Here is a 23,978-nt window from a genome sequence, read left to right as displayed (position 1 = left end):
GGGAATGCATTAATCCTAATGCATTGATATTTTCGGAGAGTTCTATGAAACGCATGTTATTTAATGCAACGCATCAAGAAGAATTACGCGTTGCTATCGTCGATGGCCAAAAATTGGTAGATATCGACATCGAAACCGCTGGTCGTGAACAGCGTAAAGGCAATATCTACAAAGGGGTGATTACTCGAATTGAGCCTAGCCTCGAAGCTTGCTTTATTAATTATGGTCACGAGCGCCATGGTTTTTTACCCTTTAAGGAAGTGGCACGTAGCTACTTCAAAGAAGGCACTGATTTTCGTAACGCCCGCATTACGGACGCCCTTTGTGAAGGCCAAGAACTGATTGTCCAGGTCGACAAAGAGGAACGTGGCAACAAAGGCGCGGCACTCACTACCTATATTTCTTTGGCGGGTCGCTATTTAGTGCTTATGCCCAACAACCCACGCGGTGGTGGTATTTCTCGCCGAATTGAGGGTGAAGATCGTCAAGAATTACGCGAAGCTATGGACCAATTATCTCTGCCTCAAGGCATGAGTATTATTGCGCGCACGGCGGGCATTGGTCGTAGTGTCGAAGAGTTGGATTGGGACCTAAAATATTTACAACAGCTCTGGGCGGCAATCGATAAAGCGGCTTCTCAATATCCAGCCCCCGTCTTGATTTATCAAGAATCCAGTCTCGTCATTCGCGCGATTCGCGACTACTTTTCTCCCGATATTGCCGAAATTCTAATCGATACTGATGACATCACCTCGCAAGCACGGGCTTTTATGCAAGACGTGATGCCAGACAACCTGCCTCGCGTTAAACGCTATCAAGATGCGGTGCCACTCTTTTCACGTTTTCAAATTGAGCATCAGATTGAAACGGCCTATTCTCGCACCGTGCAATTACCTTCGGGTGGTGCCATTGTCATTGACCACACAGAAGCTTTAGTCGCCGTCGATGTTAACTCTGCGCGTTCGACTCGTGGTACCGACATCGAAGAAACCGCGCTTAAGACAAATTTAGAAGCCGCTGAAGAAGTCGCTCGCCAACTGCGCTTGCGCGATTTAGGGGGGCTGATTGTCATCGATTTTATCGATATGAATGACAACAAAAACCAACGCCAAGTCGAGCAAAAACTTCGCGAATCTCTCAAAGTAGATCGTGCCCGCGTCCAAATGGGCAAGATTTCACGTTTTGGTCTTATGGAGTTGTCACGCCAACGTCTACGCCCTTCACTCAATGAAGGTTCACACATTACTTGCCCACGTTGTAATGGCACAGGCGTGATTCGTGATGTAGAATCGAGCGCGCTCAATATCTTGCGTTTACTACAAGAAGAAGCCATGAAAGACAACACCGCGGCCTTGCACGTGCAAGTACCGGTTGATGTGGCCACCTTCTTACTCAACGAGAAACGCACCGATATCGTCAAACTCGAAGCTCGCATGAAAGTCCATGTCATGCTGATTCCAAACCGCAACTTGGATACACCGCATCATCATATCGAACGTATTCGTTATGATGACAGCCGCTTAGATGAGCAAATTTCCAGCGTTGATTTGGTCGAAACCCAAGAAGGTGTGCAGAGCTACGATTTTGACAGGAGCACAACCGAAAATCGCAGTAAACCAGTAGCCATTGTCAAAGGCATTACACATGCTGAGCCTGCGCCTAAACAAGCCGTCAAAGCGCACAGCAAAAATGCCGATGTCAGCTTGCACCCAAGCTTTATTCAACGTGTTTTAGGTTGGTTCAAATTCTCCGAAAATACACCTAATCGTCCAGAGTCAGAGCAAAGCGCACAAAGCCCATCATCGTCTCAGACGCAGCGACGTGCTAGTAACCAATCTAAGCAAGACAATAAACGCAAAAAAGACGCTTCTCATAGCATGGGTAAATCACGCCGTGCTGAACGTCTCGAAAAAACCGAAGATGGGGGCTCTAACAAACGTCGTACGCCACGTAAACGTGGTCAAACGAATAAGTCTGACGACAAGGTCTTGAGTGAACAAAACCAAGATGGCAAAAACAAACGTAGTCGTCATAGCTCAAATCAAGCCGATAAACGACCTAACAAAGACGAAAACTCGACGGCTCCAGCCAATGATAATGGCAAAAACGCGAACAAAGCCAATGCCAAAAATACGCAGGCTGAAAAAACCAATGCTCGCAACAAACAAGAGCGTAGTAATGAATCTAATAAGGGCAAAAATAAAAACTCTAATGACAAGACTCAACGTGCAGCTAAAGAAACTACTGCACCGCAGATCCCTAAAGGCTTTAAAGCATCGATTCGCGCGCCACAGAGAGAAGATCAGGCAACTGAGCGGGACGTAGAGTCTACAAAAGCGGAATCAGTGGATCAAACAGCTCAAGCAGGCGCAGACAACGCACAGCAAGCCAAGGTCAATGAGGCCCAAGCCAAGCAGACAGCTGCTACCGACGTGCCAGCTGCAGCAGACAATGCCGCGTTAAGCTCAGCCGCTGACGCTAAGCCTGAGGATACCACGGCTTCAGAGAATGACGACCATACAGGTGACACCGAAAATCGCCCTCGCCGTCGTCGTAATCGTCGTGGTCGTCGCGCCGATAGAAATGATCGTAACGAGCGCTCTGACAATGCCAACACTGGCGTACCTGCCTTTGTGCCAAACGAGGTCATGCTAAACGCAGGCGATGATAATTACCAGCGCGTCTCTGAGCAAATTGCGCAACAAGAGGAAGCTGCTGTCAGTGAGCCTTGGCCAACGGTCAGTGAGCCTATTCAGGAACAGCAAGGGGCGCCAAGCCCTACCCCAAAAGCTAAAACGCCAGAGGCGGATCAGGCCGCGGCGACATCCTCTTCTACGGCAGCTACAGTATCCGGGGATCAAGTCGCCACGGCGTCAGATGACTCAGCCACGACCGCTACGAAAGTAGCTCCTGCTGCAACGGCCAAAGCGGCTGGCGAGTCAGTGGCGGGCAATGACGAGGTTCAAACCTCAGCGGCCCAACCTGACACTCAGGCAGCAGCAAGCGCTGAGCCTGCGCCGCGCATCGAGCCGGCGGCAGTCGAGTCGATTGCCAGTCTTGAAGAGTCAGAAGATGGTAACGACGCGGCTCCGGCCTCTCAAGCCACTGCACCTAGCCACGCAGAGCGCACAAACGGCACTGACTCACTTGAGCAAATTGCCGCTCAGGCCGAGTTACAACTGGTACAAACAAAAGCTGAGTTAGTGCAAGACACGCCCCCTGTTCAAGCGCCTAAATTAGGTCGCAAACGTAAAGTCGCTGAGCAACAAGCGTCAGAGCCTTTGCAAATGGTCGAGACTAAGTCGTAGGCGTCAGGCACACTTAGCCAAAAAAAAGGTCGGTGCTTCATAAGGCACCGACCTTTTTTATAAAGTAAGTCATCACGGTAATGGCAATGACACCTCTGAAACTCTAAGGCTGCTCGCGCCTAAACACGAATGTCTCTTCATCAGAGGCACTCGCATCAAACGCATAACCCTCTGTGTTAAAGGCCTTGAGGTCTTCTGGACGTTGTGCCTCTTGCTCAATAGCAAAACGTGTCATATAGCCACGTGCTTTTTTAGCATTAAAACTTATCACCTTGTACTTACCATCGCGTTTTTCTTGAAACACGACAGTGATCACAGGGTACTTGAGCGTTTTGCGGTCAACCGACTTAAAGTATTCCTCAGAGGCCAGGTTGATCAGAAATTGACTCTTGTGGTGGGCCAAGCGTTGATTAATATAGTCTGCAATATGACTGCCCCAGAACTCATACAGGTTCTTGCCTTTGTCTGTGGCTAGACGGGTGCCCATCTCGAGACGGTAAGGACGCATGAGATCAAGCGGTCTAAGCACGCCATAAAGCCCGCTAAGGGTCAAGACGTGCTCTTGCGCCCATTGCATCTGCTGCTGATTTAATGTATTCGCTTGTAAGCCTTCGTAGACATCACCATTAAAGGCCAAAATGGCTTGCCTGGCATTGCTTTGGTTAAACTCTGGCTGCCAATCTTGGTAACGCTCATAATTGAGTTGCGCTAGATTATCGCTAAGTTTCATCAAGTCAGCGATTTCTTGCGGTGATTTTTGCTTAAGCACTGCTATGAGTTCTGTCGCCGGCTCCACCATCAAGGGTTGGGTCGCGTCATAATCCTGAGAAAGTGCCGAGTCATAATCCAGTTTTTTGGCAGGAGATAAAACAAATAGCATTTTTTATCCTTGTCAATCGATTGTTAAGCATCAGGAGTGAGCACCGTCAAACCACCCATATAAGGTTGTAAGACTTCTGGTACTTTGACTGTACCATCCGCTTGTTGATAGTTCTCGAGCACCGCGACTAGAGCCCGACCGACGGCCAAGCCTGAACCATTGAGGGTGTGGACTAACTCTGGTTTGCCTTGTGCATTTCTGAACCGTGCATTCATTCGACGTGCTTGGAAAGCCTCGCAGTTAGAGACTGAGGAGATCTCGCGCCAAGTATTTTGCGCCGGGATCCAGACTTCGAGATCATAGGTTTTGGCGGCGCCAAATCCCATATCACCCGTACACAATAGAACAACCCGATACGGCAGTTGCAAAGCTTGCAAGATATGCTCCGCATGCTGGGTCATTTGCTCGAGTGCCTCATAGGATTGACTAGGTTGCACGACTTGTACCATTTCAACCTTGTCAAACTGATGCTGGCGTATCATACCGCGCACATCACGGCCACCACTGCCCGCTTCTGAACGAAAGCAGGGTGTATGAGCAGTCAAGCGTAGTGGTAAATCTTGCTCGGCTAAAATGCTGTTTTGCACACTGGCGGTCAAGGTAATCTCGGAGGTTGAGATTAAATACATATCTTCGGCATTGGGATTGACTTCGTCCTCTTCGACTTTGCCCTTGGTGACCCAAAACATATCCTGTTTGAATTTTGGTAATTGACCTGTGCCCATTAAGGTGGAGCTATTTACCATATAAGGGGTATAGCACTCTGTGTAACCGTGCTTTGTAGTCTGCGTATCGAGCATGAACTGTGCTAGCGCTCGATGTAAGCGCGCCATTTGGCCACGCAAGAAACTAAAACGCGCCCCTGATAATTTGGCGGCTGTCTCAAAGTCTAGGCCTAGTTTTTCTCCCACGCTTACATGATCTTGGGGGTCGAATCCTAAATCAGGAGGTAATTGATCTTGAACATACCCTTGTTGTGGTAGCCAGCGTCGCTGCTCAACATTCTCATGCTCATCCTTTCCGACAGGCACAGACTCATGAGGCAAATTAGGAATCGCCATTAACCAAGACTCAAGCTCGGTTTTGATGCCATTGAGTTGATTTTCAAGTTCTTTGAGTTGGCTCGGAATCTGCTGCGATTGGGCCAGCAAATCAGCCGCATCCTCACCCTTGGCTTTGCGCTGACCAATTTGTTTGGCCAGGGTGTTACGACTGGCTTGTAAGTTTTCGGTGGCCACTTGGATTTGTTTGCGTTGAGCTTCGAGCGCATTAAAACGCTCTACATCAAAATCAATGCCCCGACGTTTGAGGCGTTCGACCACGGTATTAAGATCTTTTCTGAGTAAAACGGGATCTAACATAATTCCTACTTCTGAATAATTTAAGCGCGTATTGTTGTTTGCTATTGTACTCTGTGACTCAGCGCTTCTGGGTTTGAGTGATAGAAATTTAGAATATGATGCTAGCCATTATTCATTGTTTGTCGGCTTGTTATTGTTTTTCGGCTTCTGTGCCTGCGGGCGCTGTTGGCGTTGATATTCCTGGTCTAACGCTCTGAGCGTCTTGAGTTTTTCGGCAATTTTAATCTCCAGGCCTCTAGGCACGGGTTGATACCAGCGTTGCACAGGGAGCTCATCGGGAAAGTATTTCTCTCCTGCGGCATAGGCATTGGGCTCATCATGGGCATAACGATATTGTTTGCCGTATCCCAAGTCACTCATGAGCTTGGTTGGCGCATTGCGCAAATGAATTGGCACCGCACGGCTTTGGTCTTTGCGCACAAAGGCTTTGGCTTGGTTATATGCCATATACCCAGCATTGCTTTTGGCAGCAATTGCCAAATAAATGACCGCCTGCGCCAGCGCCAGCTCACCTTCGGGACTGCCTAAGCGCTCGTAAGTACTGGCTGCATCATTGGAAATCTGCATGGCTCGAGGATCGGCTAAGCCAATATCTTCCCAGGCCATGCGCACGATGCGACGCGCTAAATATCGCGCATCTGCGCCACCATCGAGCATACGACAGAACCAGTACAAAGCCGCATCAGGATCTGAACCGCGTACCGATTTGTGCAATGCACTGATCTGGTCATAAAAAGCATCGCCGCCCTTGTCGAAGCGTCGCAAATTTTGTGGTAAGGATTGTTCGAGCCAGGCTTCGTCGATGAGGGGCTGTTGTGCCGTTTGCGCCGCCTCTAACACAATTTCAATGGTATTGATAAGACGGCGGGCATCGCCATCAGCCCAGGCCACTAATTGCTCAACCGCCCCCTCGCTCATTTGCAGCGCTGGACTCAGCTGCAAATCCTGATTAAACAGGGTCAAAGCCCTTTGCGCCAAGCACTTCAGATCTTCAGCGCCTATGGGCTGCAAAACATAGACGCGAGCCCGCGATAATAGGGCTGAATTCACCTCAAACGAGGGATTCTCGGTAGTGGCGCCGATAAAGGTGAATAAACCACTTTCTACATAGGGCAAAAAGGCATCTTGCTGGGCTTTGTTAAAGCGATGCACCTCATCAACAAACAAAATAGTTTTGCGCCCTTGGCTCTGGGCAATTTGCGCCTGGGTCACGGCCTCTCGAATATCTTTCACGCCACCAAGCACTGCAGAAATAGCAATAAACGCCGCGTCAAAACCATCCGCCATTAAACGCGCTAAGGTGGTTTTGCCGACCCCTGGTGGTCCCCAAAAAATCATGGAGTGCGGCCGCCCCGACTCGAAGGCCGTACGCAAGGGCTTACCTGGGGCCAATAAATGCGACTGACCCACGACGTCATCTAACTGTCGTGGGCGTAGTCTTTCGGCCAAGGGTGCGTTTTTCTTGGCAAATGAGTTCGCGAATAAATCGTTTTGAGAGGCGTCTGTCATTACATATCGACGGCGTCAACACCGGCAGGCGCTTTGAATTTGAAATGCAAATCGGGTAGAGCGTGGTTGCTTTTGAGGTTGCGCAATTTGATCTGTGTAATATTGCCAAAGGAATCTTTGATATTAAGCTGCGCTGGCAAATTATTCGCAAAGGCAATATCAACATAAGCCATGCCCTGATCAGCCACTTTTGGCGTGGCTCTGAGCCAAACCATATTGTTTTTTTCTGGTAGCACTTCTACTTTGAAGGAATCATCTAGCGTACTTGAACCAAATAAAATAGATGCTGGTGAGGCCCCTACCGCCTGATTCACAGGTCGCTTAGAAACCTGGTTGAGGTCGGGGTCATATTGATACACTGTTTTACCGTCAGAAATTACTTGCTGCTCGTAAGGCTTTTTGACATGCCAAATAAATTTACCAGGACGTTTGAACTCAAAACTACCGGATTGTGATTTGGCTTGATTCGTACCCCCTTGTTGCGCAAATTGGCCACTCGCGGATTTGATATTTTTGACAAAATCGCTGAGTTGCTTTTTGGCATCGCCCGCGCTTTTGTTCTGGACATCGGGAATTTGTGTAAATTCCACCTTGCCTAAATCGGTGACTAAGCCTTGTTGCGGATCGAGCATCTCAGAGTTGACCTTAAAATCTTGTGCCAACACTGGTTGCGCCAAAACAGCCGCTAATGTGAGTGCGATAATTTTTTTCATAAAACTCCCGTAAGTGAGCGGTATCATTTTTGTCTATACCATTATATATAGTGTGACTTCAGTAAATTTCAAGCTAAGCGCACTGCAACTTGGCTTAGCGAACTTACCTTAACGATTTGTGCTATAAAAAAACCCCAACCGCTTTAGGCAAGTTGGGGTGAGGTTATACTGCACACAATTAGTCTTGCGTAGCGTTCTCGGCAGGAATTAAGACCTCTCGTTGATTATTCGATTGCATCGGTGACACTAGTCCCGCTTGCTCCATTTGCTCCAATAATCGCGCCGCGCGGTTGTAACCGATGCGCAACTGCCTTTGGACTGAAGAAATCGAGGCCTTGCGGGTGCGAATCACAATTTCGACCGCTTGATCATAGAGCGGGTCAGACTCATTGTCAGTGATCCCTGTGACAGAACCCACGCCATCACCCGTTTCACCGGCACTACCACCCTCAAGCACACCATCAATATAATCCGGTTCACCCTGTTCTTTGAGGAATTCCACCACACGATGCACTTCGTCATCGGAAACAAAGGCGCCATGCACACGTTCTGGATATCCTGAGCCAGGTGGCATAAACAACATATCGCCCATGCCAAGTAAGGATTCAGCCCCCATTTGATCGAGAATGGTACGTGAATCAACTTTAGAGGAAACTTGGAAGGCAATTCGTGTCGGAATATTGGCTTTAATCAGGCCAGTAATCACATCTACACTTGGGCGTTGTGTCGCCAAAATCAGATGGATCCCTGCAGCACGCGCTTTTTGGGCAAGACGTGCAATCAATTCCTCGATTTTTTTGCCCGCAACCATCATTAAGTCGGCTAACTCATCGATGATCACCACAATAAAGGGTAAATGCTGTAGGGGCTCCGGCTCATCCGGGGTCAACGAGAATGGATTAGGAATCGTCTCGCCTTTTTTGGCGGCTTCTTTAATTTTGTTATTGAAGCTTGTCACGTTACGAACGCCCATTTTACTCATGAGTTTGTAACGTTTTTCCATTTCATTGACACACCAATTTAGGGCATTGGCTGCCTGCTTCATATCGGTGACAACAGGTGCTAACAAATGTTGGATACCCTCATAAATACTCATTTCGAGCATTTTAGGGTCAATCAAAATCATGCGCACTTGCGATGGGTCGGCCTTGTAGATCAAGGATAGAATCATGGCATTGATGCCCACTGATTTACCTGAACCAGTAGTACCCGCCACCAATAAATGCGGCATTTTGGCAAGATCTGCGACCACAGGATTGCCGGCAATGTCCTTACCTAGCGCCATCGTTAACAACGAAGGGTTTTGATGATAGACTTGAGCGCCGATCACTTCCGATAAATGAACGGTTTGCCGGCGCTTATTCGGTAACTCAATCCCCATGAGATTCTTGCCAGGAATGGTTTCTACCACACGCAAACGAATCAAGCTTAAGGCCCGAGCTAAATCTTTGCTCAGATTAACAATTTGTGAACCCTTCACCCCAGAGGCAGGCTCAATCTCATATCGAGTAATAACAGGACCCGCTTGCGCCATTTTGACCTGAACTTTGACATTAAAATCAGACAGTTTTTTCTCGATCAGGCGGGAATTGTATTCAATTAAATCATCAGAGACTGATTCTTGATGGGCAGGTGCGGGATCCAATAACTCTAACCCCGGCAACTCAAAATCATCATGACTTGAGACGCCAACCTGTCCTTTGGTTTGCACCGCTGGTGGTGTGGCTTGTGGTTTAGCCTCAAAGCGGGGCGTCGAAGAAGACGCTGGCGGCGTCATCGTCGTACTTGTAGCAGGCACAGACTCAGCGATCGCGCCGCTAGGGGCAGTTACATGCTCACTCACTGAGCTTGCAACCGTGTTTGTGGATGTTGCAGTCAAAGTACTGTGAGCCTCAGGATCGCTCTCCAAGTCCTGGTTGGCTGCATGAATATCAGCACCGGAATCAGTAGCGTTGTTCTCTGCAACAGACTCAGATACGATTTGTGGCTCAGATACGACCTGGGATGCAGCTGCCGTGTGATCAGACTCAGCCCCGGTGGCCGGTGGAAAAACACTAAAGGCTGGCACTGGATTGACTTTAGGCGTTGTCGCGTCGGCGTTTTTTGTGTCCTGCGGCGCTACAGTAGCCTCCGAAGCTGGCGAGGCGTCTGCTTGAACCCCCTCTGGAGCCGCCCCAGGCATAGCATTTTTGCGATGACGTGGGTTTTTAAACAAGGCGGGTTGCCGCAAGTTATCGGCCTCCTCCGAGATTGGGAAGGCAGTAATCGCAGGTTTAATTTGTAAAGGCTGGGTTTGATGATCCGGCAACTCGTTTTTGAGAGAGCTGATATGCTCCTGACGTTCTTCTTTGGCGGCAGCCCCAATACGTCTATCTTGGCGTGAACTAAAAAAGCCAAAAATCGATGCAAAAAACTGCTCGATAAAGCCACCAATATTGTCTGCTAAACGTAACCAAGAAAAGCCTAAAAACCAACTGAGACCCAAAAAGAACAACACCACCATAATGAGTGTAAAGCCGATGTCTCCAACTAAGGGTTTGAGCATGCGTGTCAGTTGCAAACCAAGCACGCCACCCGCGCCACCACCGCCGCCTGGGAGTTCGACACCCACAAAGCGTAGATGGGTCGCTTCTATCCCCAAGGAGCCAATCATTAAGAGGATAAAGCCTAGACCTTCACGCCAATGAATACTATCTTGCACCTCACGCGGTTCAAGAACCAGTTTGTCCATCATGCGCCGATAGCCTACATACATGCGTCGCAAACATAGGATCACAAACCAATATGCTGAAAATCCAAACAAATACAGCATAATGTCAGAAAGATAAGCGCCAAAGGCGCCTAATTTATTCTGCACCACAGTATTGCCTGAGGTACTGACCCAGCCAGGATCAGTTGCATGCCAGGTAAACAACATCACGCTGAGCAGAACCGCCGCAATGGCGTAGAGTAGCCAGCGCACTTCGTTAAACATATTTGCTAAACGCGTGTTATAGGTCGGAGACGCCACATGGACGCGGCGATTCGAGGTATTTATGCGAGTGTTACCACGACCACTGCCGCGATGCTTACGTATGCCGCGACTATTGTAGGTGTTGGTTTTTGAAGATTTAGCCATAGCTGTATATTATAATTGTAGTTTGTTAATAATAGAATGTATTTGTCATGGAAAATAGTAAACATTCCAAAGTCATTATTTTGGGCTCGGGACCGGCGGGCTACACCGCTGCAGTTTATGCCGCCAGAGCCAATTTATCGCCATTATTAATTAGCGGTTACGAACAAGGTGGTCAATTAATGACCACTACCGATGTTGACAACTGGCCCGCTGATTTTGAAGGCGTGATGGGCCCTGACTTAATGGAGCGCTTTCTTAAACACGCCCAACGTTTCAATACCGAAATTGTCCATGATCAAATTGCTCGCGTGGATTTTTCCAAAAAACCTTATGTATTATATGCAGACAGCGGCGCTGTCTATAGTTGCGATAGCTTGATTATTGCCACAGGGGCCTCCGCAAAATACTTAGGTTTAGCCAGTGAGCAACAATTTATGGGGCAAGGTGTCTCTGCTTGCGCGACCTGTGATGGTTTTTTCTACCGCAATCAAGATGTCGTCGTCGTCGGTGGCGGTAACACAGCCGTCGAAGAGGCTTTGTATTTATCCAATATCTGTAAAACTGTCACCGTCGTACATCGTCGGGACAAATTCCGCGCCGAACCTATTCTTATTGACAAAATGATGGACAAAGTTACCCACGGCAATATTAAACTCGAGCTTTTTCAGACCCTCGATGAAGTCCTAGGCGATACTAACAATGGCGTCACCGGTGTGCGCCTCAAACACACTGATGGACACACTAAGGCGCTTGAGGTCACAGGTGTTTTTATCGCCATTGGTCATAAACCAAATACGGATATTTTCCAAGACCAGCTGCATATGAATCATGGTTATATTCTCACCAGAAACGATCCGCATTTCTTAACGATGAGCTCAGTCCCAGGCGTCTTTGCCGCGGGAGACGTCCAAGATAATATTTATCGCCAAGCGATCACCAGCGCCGGTACCGGTTGTATGGCGGCACTGGATGCCCAACGTTGGCTCGAAAATCAAGGTCTTATCTAAGTGACTAATTCCCTAAAAGGTGGCTTGCAGGACCTAAAAAACCTGCAAAAACAATACATTAACATTCAAAAAAAGCGCGCCAAAGCCAAAGCCGCGGTCTCGCCCTCTCAGTCCCCGTCTACACCCGCTAAATTTAGACTGAGCGAAGAAGATGTACGCGCCTTTCGAGCCTCCCTTAAAGGCGTCACTAAACTTAAAGACAGCAACCGTCGTGACCGCCACGCCGTACCTTTAAGTCATCCAGAGTATTATCAGAAAAAACGTGAGCAGGCAGAAGGCGCGCCTTGGTTTGATAAAACCGCTTTGCAACCCAAAGCTGCCACGGCCGCCAGTCAACCTGCCCAGGCTCAACAGCAATTTGAAGCGGGCACCTACGTGCGTGATTTGCACGCGGCAGATGTGCTAAGCAAGCTTCGTAATGGTCAATGGATGATTGAGGCAACTGTTGATTTGCATGGCTATACACAAAACGAAGCTGCCGATCGTTTTGATCGTTTTATGCATACCTGTATTGAGCACGACGTGCGTTGTGTCAATATCATCCATGGTCAAGGCTATGGATCCAAAAACCAAACACCCGTTCTCAAAAATGTGATTCAATCTTGGCTCAAACAAATCCCTGCGGTTGCGGCCTTTATCCCTGCCCCCGAGCATAGTGGTGGTGCGGGCGCTACCCTGGTATTGCTTAGTAAGACAGAATCAGCTATTTAAACACGACTCGCTTTAGCTTTAGGATACTGCTCTCCGTGTTTGTATGAATACCTTTAGTGGATCCGCGGTAACCATACATACCTCCAAGACGCTAAACGAAGCGTGCAAAAAAACGGTGCAATGGCATTAAAGTCATTGCACCGTTTTTGTTATTTATAAACTGCTGAATGCAGTTATTATTTATTATCTACGTATTGTCTAAGCACTATGAGATGAGTAAAAAAGCGGTAAAAATATAATTAGTCAAAACACTTAAAACTATCAGTCAAAAACTATTAGTTCAAACGAGCACTTCAACTAACTCTTATGGCTCTTATCGCTATTATCACTTATGCTCATCGCTTAAGTTGCTCATGCAGAGCGCGTCTCCTCACCTGCATGAGTCCATTATGAGGCTTTTTATGCAAAAAATCACTTAGGGAATGCACTCATTTTTGTGATTTTTTTGCGGCTTCGCGCGCCTTTTCTTTGGCCGCGATTTTTTGCTGGCGTCGCTCTTCTGTGATTGTCGTCATATCGGCACCAATATGATCTTCATGGCGTTCAGCGGCTAAATCAACTTGTAGCTGACGCTGGCGGTAGCGTTGCAACTGTTCCTCCGTATGGCTCCCCCAGCAATAAGGGCAACTCTCACCGCGTACGTAGTGCGGTGATTGGGTCTCTTCAGGGGTGAGCGGATGACGGCAAGCGTGACATTGGATATAGTCGCCGGGAACCAGGCCATGTCCAACTGAAATGCGTTCGTCAAAGACGAAACACTGCCCTTGCCATAGACTGTCTTGCTCTGGCATATCTTCAAGGTATTTCAAAATACCACCTTGCAGATGATAAACCTCATCAAAGCCTTGCGTTTTCATGAAGGCGGTAGATTTCTCACAACGGATGCCACCCGTACAAAACATCGCCACTTTTTTGGGAGAACCATCTGGATTGGGGGCCAATACACCGTCTTGTTTTTGATGTTCAACCCATTCAGGAAAATCTCTGAAGGCGACAGTATTGGGATTGATCGCGCCCTTAAAGGTACCAATATCAATTTCGTAATCGTTGCGGGTATCTATGAGCACGACATCAGGGTCACTAATCAGAGCATTCCAATCTTTGGGTTTGACGTAGGTACCCGCATTGTGGGCATTAACATTAGGCTGTCCCATGGTTACGATTTCTTTTTTGAGACGCACACGCATGCGATGGAACGGCAGCTTATCCTCGGCCCAAGACTCTTTGTAACTCATATTTTCGAAGCGACCATCCTCACGCAGAAATTGCTGCAAGACATCAATGCCCTGACGCGACCCGGCCACGGTGCCATTGAGCCCCTCACGCGCGAGTAATAGCGTCCCCTTAATACCCTGCTCTTGACATAAGGTCAGCAAAGGCGACTGCAGATCCTTGTAGTCAGGTAGATCTACAAATTTATACATGGCGGCGACGATAATTTCTTGAGACATATAATACAAACACAATGAAAACTAGTAATCCACTATTTTACTTGATGGACTCTGCTAAACATTTGAAATAACTCAACATTATCTAATTTGAACTCGCCTAAAAAGGCTGGCTTTATTGACTTTTACAGAGGTCTGCCTACCTTAGCACTATTTATCAGCTAAAATAGAAAGCAACTTTTATGGAGGTTTATTCAATGAGAACTGAATCAGATTCAATGGGTACCATCGAGGTCCCAGAAGACAAATACTGGGGTGCCCAAACACAACGCTCAATCCAAAATTTCCCAATTGGAGTTGAGCGTTTTAAATGGGGTCGTCCTGTCATCAAGGCCTTAGGTACGCTCAAAAAAGCCGCTGCACTGGCCAACAAAGAGCTCGGTGAAATCGCCCCCGAGGTGGCTGAGCCTGTAATTCAAGCCGCAGATGAAGTCATTCAAGGCAAACTTGACGATAACTTCCCATTGGTCGTCTTCCAAACCGGTTCAGGCACACAATCAAACATGAACACCAATGAAGTGATCTCTAACCGTGCGATCCAAATCACTGGTGGTGAAATGGGCACCAAAAAGCCGATTCACCCCAATGATCATGTTAACCGTGGCCAATCCTCTAACGATACCTTCCCTACTGCCATGTACATCGCCGCGGCTTGCGAACTACAAGCGACACTGTTCCCAGCCGTCAAAGTACTACGCGACACGCTCGCCAAAAAAAGCGAACAATACAAAAACATCGTAAAAACTGGTCGTACCCACTTACAAGACGCCACGCCAATCACTGTCGGTCAAGAAATTAGTGGCTGGGTTGCGCAATTAGACTATTGCACTGAAGATGTCAAACGCAGCATGCAAGGTTTATTTGATCTAGCCATCGGCGGTACAGCTGTGGGTACAGGCCTTAATGCACACCCACAATTCGGTGATCGTTGCGCCGCCAATATCGCCGAAATCACGGGTTTACCATTCAAGAGCTCCGCGAATAAATTCTTTTCATTGTCTAGCCACGAGGCTTTGACCAGTGTCTCTGCGTCTTTACGGACACTAGCTACTGCCCTCATGAAAATCGCGAATGATATTCGTTGGTTAGCCAGCGGCCCTCGCTGCGGCATTGGTGAATACACTATCCCCGAAAATGAACCCGGCTCCTCTATCATGCCAGGTAAGGTCAATCCGACCCAATGTGAAGCCATGACTATGGTTTGCGTGCAGGTCTTCGGTAATGATGCGGCCGTGGCCTTTGCCAATAGCCAAGGTAATTTCCAACTCAACGTCTACAAACCTGTAATGCTACACAATGTCTTAGAGAGCATCAAACTGATTTCTGACGCTTGCCACGCCTTTAATGACCACTGCGCCATCGGGCTAGAGCCAGACGAAAAAGTCATTAAAGAATACCTCGACAAAAACCTGATGTTAGTGACTGCGCTCAACAAGCACATTGGTTACGATACGGCCGCCAAGATTGCCAAAAAAGCGCACCACGAACACAAGAGCTTGCGTGAGGCTGCCCTCGAATTAAATGCCTTGACTGAGGAAGAATTCGATAAATACATTGTGCCTATCGATATGACTCACAACTAAGGTGACTGGCATGGCTTAGCGAGCCTCTACAGCAAATTAACTTAGGTGTTAGCGGCAGTAGAGGCGGACTAAGCAATCCGTGTATGGTGACTTAGTCTACCCGGTCACGAGATACAAAAAATCAACCCCGTTGCGCAAGCATAGACTTGCAAACGGGGTTGATTTTATGAGTTGACGGGCAATGTAGCGCCTAGGCACTCGCTAAGACATACGCCCTAACGCTAAATATTAACCTTCGTTTCGCTCTTGTAAAATCTTAAAGGCGGGTAAGACCTTGCCTTCGAGATATTCTAAGAAGGCACCGCCGCCCGTTGAAATATAATCAATTTTATCGGTCACACCGTATTTAGCGATGGCGGCGAGCGTATCACCGCCACCCGCCAATGAGAAGCCTTTAGAGGCCGCGATGGCTTCGGCCAGCTGTTGGGTACCCTTACCAAACTGATCAAACTCAAACACACCTACCGGACCGTTCCAAACAATGGTACCTGCACTTTTAATAATGTCTGCGAATTTGGCTGAAGTCTCTGGACCCACATCGAAAATCATATCGTCGTCTGCGACTTCCTGAGCCTTTTTAAGTGTGGCTTTGGCGTCTTCTTTAAAGACTTTACCGCAGACAACATCCACCGGAATAGGCACTTCGGCACCACGTTTGGCCATGATATCGATGATTTCTTTGGCTTCATCGACTTGATCGGCTTCGACTAAAGAGTTGCCCACCGGTAAGCCAGCGGCCAACATGAAAGTATTGGCAATACCACCGCCCACAATCAGTTGATCCACTTTTTGGGCGAGGTTTTTGAGGACCGACAGCTTGGTCGATACTTTAGACCCCCCCACAATCGCCACCATTGGACGTTTTGGATCTTTAAGGGCTTTGTTAAGCGCCTCGAGCTCGGAGGCTAACAGTGGACCGGCGCAGGCTATCGGGGCAAATTGCGCAATACCATAGGTTGTCGCTTGCGCGCGATGAGCCGTACCAAAAGCGTCGTTGACATAAATATCGCAGAGTGCGGCCATTTTTTTGGCAAGGCTTTCATCGTTTTTCTTTTCACCGACATTGCCACGGCAATTTTCGAGCAGAACCACCTGACCAGGTTGTACCTCGACACCATCTAGCCAATTTTGTACTAGAGGCACCTCTTGGCCTAATAATTCGCTTAAACGATGAGCCACGACATCAAGACTATCTTCCGCACTTAATTCGCCCTCGCTAGGACGTCCCAAATGAGAGGTTACCATCACGGCTGCACCGCCCTCGAGAGCCATTTTAATGGCCGGGATAGAAGCCTTGATACGAGTATCTTCAGTAATTTGGCGATGTCCATCTAACGGTACATTGAGGTCTGCACGAATAAAAACACGTTTACCTTGGAGTTGCTGGTTCTCAGCCAGTGAAGACAGGGTTTTGACGGATAACATACTTGTTCCTTATTTGAGCGTTATTACAGCAAAACGGCATTCAGTTTCTGAATGCCGCACTCGAATGATTGACTACTGCAATTATTTAGCTTGCATCATCGCCACAGTAGTGTCTAACATGCGCTCTGAGAAGCCCCATTCGTTGTCATACCAAGAACTGACTTTGACGAGACGGCCACTCACACGAGTCAATGAAGCCTCATAAATACCAGACTCAGAGGTATGATTAAAGTCGCTAGACACCAATGGTTCAGCGTTGTAACCCAGAATACCTTTCATGCTACCTTCGGCGGCTTCTTTGACTACTCGGTGTACTTCTTCAACAGTAACATCGCGGGAAGCCACAAATGATAAATCCACGATAGACACGTTCATGGTAGGTACGCGAATGGAGAAACCATCCAATTTACCGGCGAGTTCCGGAAGCACTAAGCCCATGGCAGAAGCGGCACCCGTTTTGGTAGGGATAAGATTTTGGGTGGCTGAACGCGCACGACGCAAGTCGTTGTGGCGCACATCGATTAAGACTTGGTCATTGGTGTAAGCATGAATAGTGGTCATCAAGCCGTTTTCAATGCCAATCGCTTCTTGAATTGGTTTGACTAAAGAGGCCAAGCAGTTGGTCGTGCAAGAGGCATTAGAAACCACAATATCTGAGGCTTTAAGAACGTCATGATTGACGCCGTAAACCACTGTCGCATCCACATCCTTGTCGCCTGGAGCCGAAATAAGAACTTTTTTGGCGCCACTCTCAATGTGTTTCATGGCTTTTGCTTTGGATTTAAAGGCACCGGTACATTCGAGTACTACATCAACGCCTAAATCTTTCCAAGGCAATTCGGCAGGGTCACGCGTAAAAAACATAGGGATTTTGTCGCCATTGACCACTAAGTGATTATCCTCAAGACTCACCTCTGCATTAAAACGACCATGAGTCGTATCGTATTTAGTCAGGTGGGCATTGACTTCTGGAGTACCGCTGGCATTGATCGCCACAATTTCGATATCGTGTTTTTTGTTGCTCTCGTAATGAGCACGTAACACCATGCGGCCGATACGACCATAACCATTAATTGCAACACGAATTGTCATTCAATATTTCTCCTGTTATACAAGCTTTTGGACGGCAGCAACAATATGTTCTGCTGTCAGACCGAAATGTTTAAATAAGTCACTAGCGGGTGCAGATTCCCCGTAGCTGTCAATTCCCAAAACGACACCATCGCGACCCACGTATTTGTGCCATAAACCGGTGCTTCCCGCTTCTATGGCCAAGGCTGGAATATCACGAGGGATGACTTGTGCTTGATAATCTGCGTCTTGGGTGTCAAATAAGTTTGTGCAAGGCATAGACACGACCTGGACGTCAATATTGTCTTTGGCTAATTGCGCTTGTGCTTGCAACACTAGTTGTACTTCTGAACCAGTTGCCATCAACACGGCTTGTGGTTTGGCTTTGGCTGGTGAAACGATATAACCACCCTTGGCAATCAATGCTATCGTTGCCTGATCACGCTCAATAAAGGGTAAGTTTTGGCGTGATAGTAATAAGGCTGACGGCCCACCGGCTTGCACGTGTGTACCATGGCTAGCCGGTCTTGTCACCGCACTATACCAAGCCACGGCGGTTTCGGTGGTATCGCATGGACGCCAGACATGTAGGTTAGGGATTAAACGCAAGCTGTTGGCGTGTTCGATCGCCTGGTGAGTCGGACCGTCTTCTCCTAAACCAATAGAATCATGCGTAAAGACATGAACCACGCGTTGCTTCATGAGTGCAGACATGCGAATCGCATTGCGTGAATAATCAGAAAAGGTCAGGAACGTCCCACCAAATGGCAAATAACCACCATGTAAGGCGATCCCATTCATAATGGCCGCCATACCAAACTCGCGCACACCATAGTTAATATGTTGGCCAAATTGATGAGCTCGAACAGGCTGTACACCATCCCAATTAGTTAGGTTAGAACCGGTTAAATCCGCTGACCCCCCCAAAAATTCAGGTAATTCCTTGGCAAAGGCATTGATCGCTATTTGCGAAGCTTTGCGAGTGGCCACGGTTTGTGCTTGGGCCACGATATTATTTAAAATCGCTTCGAATTTTTTGGCAAAATCTGCAGGCAACTCAGAACGCATACGACGACTTAATTCTTGGGCTAGTTCTGGATGCGCTTGTTCGTAGGCTTGCCATTGCTCTTGCCATGCGTGCTCGAGTTCTTGACCCACTTCCGTTTGATCCCATGCTTGGGCAATGGTCGTAGGCACCTCAAAAGCAGCCGCTTGCCAGTGCAAGGCTTGGCGCGTTAGGTTAATTTCTTCGTCACCTAAAGGCGCACCGTGCACTTTTTCGGAGCCCGCTTTATTGGGGGACCCCTTACCAATTTGGGTACGGCAACAGATCAAGGTTGGGCCGGCATCAGCTTCTTTAGCATTGGCCTTGGCTTGGGCAATCGCTTGATCGACGGCATCGATATTGTGACCATCAATCTCGCGAATCACATTCCAACCGTAGGCTTCAAAGCGCTTGGCCACATCTTCGGCAAACCAGTTTTGGACCTTACCGTCAATAGAGATGCCATTGTCATCCCACAAGACAATTAATTTACTCAATTTTAGGGTACCCGCAAATGAACAAGCCTCATGGGACACACCTTCCATCAGGCAGCCATCACCAGTAAAGACATAGGTAAAATGGTCAATAATCTGATGCCCATCTTGATTGAATTCTTGGGCTAAAAGCTTCTCGGCAAGGGCAAATCCCACAGCATTGGCAATCCCTTGTCCTAAAGGACCAGTCGTGGTTTCTATGCCTGCCGTAACCCCCACTTCTGGGTGACCGGGTGTTTTGGAGTGTAACTGACGAAAATGCTTAAGATCGTCAATCGATAAATCGTAACCAGTAAGGTGTAACAATGAATAAATCAACATTGAGCCGTGACCATTGGATAGCACAAAGCGGTCACGGTTTAACCAATCAGGGTTTTTGGGATTGTGGTGTAAATGACGTGTCCATAGAGCGACGGCCATATCGGCCATACCCATTGGCGCACCAGGATGGCCTGAATTAGCTTTTTGGACCGCATCCATAGAGAGGGCACGAATCGCATTGGCTAACTGTTGCGGCTGCACATCGGTAGAAGTATTCATGGGTTACCTATTGAAAATTAAGCATGGTGTTCTCAATCCCGTATAATTTTAGCATTACCACCTAAGAGTTTTGGAAATCATGGCGCTCCCTCGTTTTTTCTGCCCAATGCCGTTGTCACTGGGTGTTACTGTGACTCTACCCCGCACGGTGGCAAGTCACGCGGGTCGCAGCCTTCGTCTCAGAGAGAACGATCAAATCTGTCTCTTTAATGGGGAGGGTGGACAATTTATTGCGCGCCTATTTTTTGAGGACGCTATCGCCAAAGCCCAATTACTAGAATTCGATGCCAATAATTACTTACCCGACGTCGATATTCGTCTGCTCCAAGGCTTACCTCAAGGCGACAAAATGGAGTGGATCATTGAAAAAACCAGTGAATTGGGCGTGCGTAGTCTAGTGCCCATTCAAGCCGATCGCAGTGTCGTCAATCTCAAAGATCCGAAACGTCAAGACAAGCGCTTGCAACGTTGGCAAAACATTAGTCTAGCGGCGGCTGAACAGTGTGGCCGCAACTTACCATTACAAATACACGCAGTCACCACCCTCAAGGAGTGGTTGCCACAAGAGACGGGACGCCATTTATTATTGTGTCAGCCCGATGCGGCGGACACACTCGGCGAGGTGATCAGCCACTTAAAAGGCGCGGCGTTTGATGTGCTGATTGGCCCCGAAGGTGGCTGGTCAGCGTCTGAACAAGCGCTGATTATGGCCGCACCACAGGCCCATGCCATACGATGGGGACAGTTAGTATTACGTACCGAAACGGCGGGATTAGTACTCAGCAGTAGTATTCTGACACTGCTCGAGCAATCGGATTAGTCGTCACTGGCGCCGCCATATGGTTCGGGCGCAATACCTGGCTCTGGTGCCGGGTGTTTGCCAGCGTTTTCTATACCATAGACGAAGACTTTTTGTTTGCTATGTGCGGCTTCCTGCATAGCGGAAAACACTTCTTGCACCTTGGGGATAAATTCTAAAAGCGCATCGTCCTGCCAATGTAAATCGGCCAAATACAAAATAAACCCGTGCTTGTAGTCGATTAGAGTGTCATTAAGGCAATCAAATAAATCCTCGAGATCACTACCAAAAAACACCGGATAATCCACGGCTTTGGCCACTGCCCTAAGTACTGCTGAAGGGCTGCGCGCCTTGTCGCATTGTGCTATAAAAAGCGCCAATTTGTGTTGTTCAGCCAATTTAGGCAATTGTTTGCATAAGGTGGGGCTGGCAACCAAGGCCCCTCCCTTAATTAAGACCTGCTCTAGTTGTGCATGACTCGCTTTATTTGGACTCATCAACGCCCTCTCTTTGTCCTATAGACGACTGTTTCATTGACATGCGAAGTCCGCCACCGGCGTGACTTTTTTAGAAATTAAAACAGTTGTTTGAGTTTAGTCAATAAAAATCCTAATAAAGTCTTGCTTTATTTGTAACAAATACTACAAAAAAACTTATCGACTATTGGCATCTACCACAGTTAGCGCTGCCATATTGAGGATGCGTCGCATGGTTGAGCTCGCCGTCAAAATATGTACAGGTGCATTGCAACCCAATAAGAACGGTCCGATAGCTACGTTATGTCCCATGGAGGTTTTGAGTAAATTATAAGCAATGTTACCGGCTTCCATATTTGGGCAAATCACGAGATTAGCACTGCCTTTAAGAATACTATCAGGCATCAGTGCATGTCGTAAGCTTTCATCCAAGGCGACGTCACCTTGCATCTCGCCATCGACCTCAAGTTCTGGGGCTTCTTGTTGGATCAAGGCCAGCGCCTGACGCATAGTTTCGCCACTCATGGGCGCATCTGTACCAAAAGATGAACTCGAGACTAGGGCTACCTTAGGCGTAAGATCCATATGACGCATTTCTTGGGCGGCCATCAAGGTAATATCGGCCAGCTCTCGGGCGCTCGGATTAGGATTGATATGGGTATCAGCAATCGCAATCATGCGCTCTGGCAAGAGTAGGATGTTCATGGCCGCATAAGTGGAGCACTCGGGATACTTGCCTAACACTTGATCCACAAATTTTAGGTGATTCACATAAGAGCCCACCGTGCCACAAATCAACCCATCGGCATCGCCTAGTTTGACCATCATGGCACCGATCAACGTAAAACGACGACGCATATCGACCTGCGCCATTTTAAGGCTAATGCCCTTGCGTTTAGTGAGCTCCCAATAACTGCTCCAATATTGCTTATATCGCGGATCATTTTCGTAATTGCAGACCTCAACATCTTGGTCGAGTTTAAGACGTAAGCCGTAGCGTTTGATGCGCTGCTCGAGCACAGAAGGACGACCAATTAGAATCGGTTTGCAGACTTTTTCGTCGACCAGAATTTGTACCGCTCGCAAGACGCGTTCTTCTTCACCCTCACTAAAGACAATGCGTGATTTACCCCCTTCTCTGACAAATTTACGTGCCATTGAGAACAGTGGTTTCATAAAGGCGCCAGAATGGTGAACAAATTCTTTGAGCTGCTCGCTGTAGGCTTGTAAATCCTCAATAGGACGAGAAGCGACCCCATCTTCCATCGCGGCTTTGGCAACCGCTGGCGCAATACGCGAAATCAAGCGTGAATCAAAAGGCTTTGGAATCAAATACTCGCGCCCGAAACTAATGCTTTCCATGGCATAAGCCACTGCCGCCGTCTCATCGAGCTCCTCTTGCGCCAATCGACTAATCGCCTCGACCGCTGCAATTTCCATATTCCGTGTAATACTGCTGGCGCCCACATCGAGTGCGCCGCGGAAAATATAAGGAAAGCATAGGACATTATTGACTTGATTAGGATAATCAGAACGGCCTGTCGCCATAATAGCGTCGGGGCGCACTTCATGAGCCGCTTGAGGATGAATCTCAGGCTCGGGGTTTGCGAGTGCCATAATGATCGGATTGGCCGTCATCGCCGCGAGCATTTCTGGTTTGAGGACACCGCCTGCAGATAAGCCTAAGAAAGCATCGGCGCCAGGCATAATCTCAGCCAAACTACGTTTATCAGTCGCCTGTGCATAAATAGCTTTTTTCTTGTCCATCAACACTGTGCGACCTTCATAGACCACACCTTCAATATCACTGACCCAGATATTTTTGCGTTGCACCCCCAAATCCACTAATAAATCCAGGCACGCTAAGGCAGCCGCGCCCGCGCCAGAGACGACTAACTTGATTTGACTAATGTCTTTTTGGGCGACTTTGACAGCACTCAAAAAAGCCGCTGCCACACAAATAGCGGTACCATGCTGATCATCATGAAAAACTGGAATATTCATTTCTTGGCGTAAGCGCTCTTCGACGATGAAACACTCGGGCGCTTTAATGTCTTCAAGATTGATGGCGCCAAACGTTGGCTCCAGACTCTTGATAATTTCCACTAATTTGTCTGGATCATGCTGATTAATTTCGATATCAAATACATCAATGCCAGCAAATTTTTTGAAGAGAACGCCCTTACCTTCCATCACTGGTTTGGAGGCTAAGGCGCCGATATCGCCTAAGCCCAAAACGGCTGTACCATTGGTGATCACGCCAACCAGATTACCGCGTGCCGTATACTGCACCGCATTAGCCGGATCCTTGACAATTTCATCACAGGCCGCCGCCACCCCTGGCGAATAAGCCAAGGCCAAGTCACGTTGCGTGATTAATTGCTTGGTGGGTTCCACTGAAATTTTGCCGCGTTTACCACTGCGGTGATAAGCCAACGACGCTTCTCGTAATTCATCTTGCATAACAGACTCTTAGTAGTAGAAAGTTAA

At 48.0% G+C, this 23,978-nt stretch carries 16 protein-coding genes; 5 read left to right on the top strand and 11 right to left on the bottom strand.

The genetic code is table 11. The features are described from left to right. The first annotated feature begins 44 nt into the window (after positions 1-44). On the top strand, positions 45-3,308 hold the full coding sequence (locus Q335_RS0100275; protein ID WP_028356900.1) for an Rne/Rng family ribonuclease: 3,264 nt from the start codon (positions 45-47) through the stop codon (positions 3,306-3,308). A gap of 103 nt (positions 3,309-3,411) precedes the next feature. Here the strand turns inward: Q335_RS0100275 and yaaA are convergent, their stop codons facing one another. The 5 genes from yaaA to Q335_RS10080 all read right to left on the bottom strand — a co-directional run bounded on the left by yaaA (position 3,412) and on the right by Q335_RS10080 (position 10,889). After that, on the bottom strand, positions 3,412-4,188 hold the full coding sequence (gene yaaA / locus Q335_RS0100270) for a peroxide stress protein YaaA (protein WP_028356899.1): 777 nt from the start codon (positions 4,186-4,188) through the stop codon (positions 3,412-3,414). Positions 4,189-4,211: 23 nt separating this feature from the next. Next, positions 4,212-5,549 carry a serine--tRNA ligase gene (serS, locus tag Q335_RS0100265; RefSeq protein ID WP_028356898.1) on the bottom strand — a complete coding sequence of 446 codons (1,338 nt, stop codon included), beginning with the start codon at positions 5,547-5,549 and terminating at the stop codon, positions 4,212-4,214. 108 nt (positions 5,550-5,657) lie between these two features. Then, positions 5,658-7,058, bottom strand: a complete 1,401-nt coding sequence (locus Q335_RS08760) for a replication-associated recombination protein A (RefSeq protein WP_051532181.1) — start codon at positions 7,056-7,058, stop codon at positions 5,658-5,660. Further along, entirely contained in the window at positions 7,058-7,771 is a 714-nt protein-coding gene (gene lolA / locus Q335_RS0100255) for an outer membrane lipoprotein periplasmic chaperone LolA (RefSeq protein ID WP_028356897.1), read from the bottom strand. The genes Q335_RS08760 and lolA overlap by 1 nt, the downstream gene beginning before the upstream one ends. A gap of 178 nt (positions 7,772-7,949) precedes the next feature. Next, positions 7,950-10,889, bottom strand: a complete 2,940-nt coding sequence (locus tag Q335_RS10080) for a DNA translocase FtsK (RefSeq protein WP_084493481.1) — start codon at positions 10,887-10,889, stop codon at positions 7,950-7,952. 47 nt (positions 10,890-10,936) lie between these two features. On the opposite strand from Q335_RS10080, the gene trxB reads away from it, so the two are divergent. Both trxB and Q335_RS0100235 read left to right on the top strand, forming a co-directional pair. Next, positions 10,937-11,896 (top strand): thioredoxin-disulfide reductase, encoded by a 960-nt coding sequence (gene trxB / locus Q335_RS0100240; RefSeq protein WP_028356896.1) that lies wholly within the window; start codon positions 10,937-10,939, stop codon positions 11,894-11,896. Then, a complete protein-coding gene (locus Q335_RS0100235; protein WP_028356895.1) occupies positions 11,897-12,607 on the top strand; it encodes a Smr/MutS family protein in 711 nt (236 codons plus the stop codon). A 428-nt stretch (positions 12,608-13,035) separates the two neighbouring features. On the opposite strand, the gene trhO is transcribed toward Q335_RS0100235, so the two are convergent. Further along, on the bottom strand, positions 13,036-14,058 hold the full coding sequence (trhO, locus tag Q335_RS0100230) for an oxygen-dependent tRNA uridine(34) hydroxylase TrhO (RefSeq protein WP_038369100.1): 1,023 nt from the start codon (positions 14,056-14,058) through the stop codon (positions 13,036-13,038). 194 nt (positions 14,059-14,252) lie between these two features. Between trhO and fumC the strand changes: the two genes are divergently transcribed. Further along, positions 14,253-15,638 (top strand): class II fumarate hydratase, encoded by a 1,386-nt coding sequence (gene fumC / locus Q335_RS0100225; protein ID WP_028356893.1) that lies wholly within the window; start codon positions 14,253-14,255, stop codon positions 15,636-15,638. A gap of 228 nt (positions 15,639-15,866) precedes the next feature. On the opposite strand, the gene Q335_RS0100220 is transcribed toward fumC, so the two are convergent. The 3 genes from Q335_RS0100220 to tkt form a co-directional block, all read right to left on the bottom strand. Then, the gene (locus Q335_RS0100220) at positions 15,867-17,063 is read right to left on the bottom strand and encodes a phosphoglycerate kinase (RefSeq protein WP_051532180.1); all 1,197 of its coding nucleotides are present in this window, start codon (positions 17,061-17,063) and stop codon (positions 15,867-15,869) included. 81 nt (positions 17,064-17,144) lie between these two features. Next, positions 17,145-18,155 (bottom strand): type I glyceraldehyde-3-phosphate dehydrogenase, encoded by a 1,011-nt coding sequence (gene gap / locus Q335_RS0100215; RefSeq protein WP_028356891.1) that lies wholly within the window; start codon positions 18,153-18,155, stop codon positions 17,145-17,147. A gap of 15 nt (positions 18,156-18,170) precedes the next feature. After that, on the bottom strand, positions 18,171-20,213 hold the full coding sequence (gene tkt, locus Q335_RS0100210) for a transketolase (RefSeq protein WP_028356890.1): 2,043 nt from the start codon (positions 20,211-20,213) through the stop codon (positions 18,171-18,173). A 79-nt stretch (positions 20,214-20,292) separates the two neighbouring features. Here tkt and Q335_RS0100205 point away from each other — a divergent pair, with 79 nt between their 5' ends. Then, entirely contained in the window at positions 20,293-21,033 is a 741-nt protein-coding gene (locus Q335_RS0100205) for a 16S rRNA (uracil(1498)-N(3))-methyltransferase (RefSeq protein WP_028356889.1), read from the top strand. Here Q335_RS0100205 and Q335_RS0100200 read toward each other — a convergent pair. Both Q335_RS0100200 and Q335_RS0100195 read right to left on the bottom strand, forming a co-directional pair. Beyond that, positions 21,030-21,509 carry a barstar family protein gene (locus tag Q335_RS0100200; protein ID WP_028356888.1) on the bottom strand — a complete coding sequence of 160 codons (480 nt, stop codon included), beginning with the start codon at positions 21,507-21,509 and terminating at the stop codon, positions 21,030-21,032. The two genes, Q335_RS0100205 and Q335_RS0100200, sit on opposite strands and share 4 nt — an antisense overlap. 156 nt (positions 21,510-21,665) lie before the next feature. Continuing rightward, positions 21,666-23,951, bottom strand: a complete 2,286-nt coding sequence (locus Q335_RS0100195; protein ID WP_028356887.1) for an NADP-dependent malic enzyme — start codon at positions 23,949-23,951, stop codon at positions 21,666-21,668. Between the last annotated feature and the right edge of the window lie 27 nt (positions 23,952-23,978).

The sequence above is a fragment of the Brackiella oedipodis DSM 13743 genome (genome assembly GCF_000621025.1).
Lineage (GTDB): Bacteria > Pseudomonadota > Gammaproteobacteria > Burkholderiales > Burkholderiaceae_B > Oligella > Oligella oedipodis.
This window is presented reverse-complemented; position numbering and strand designations above follow the sequence as displayed.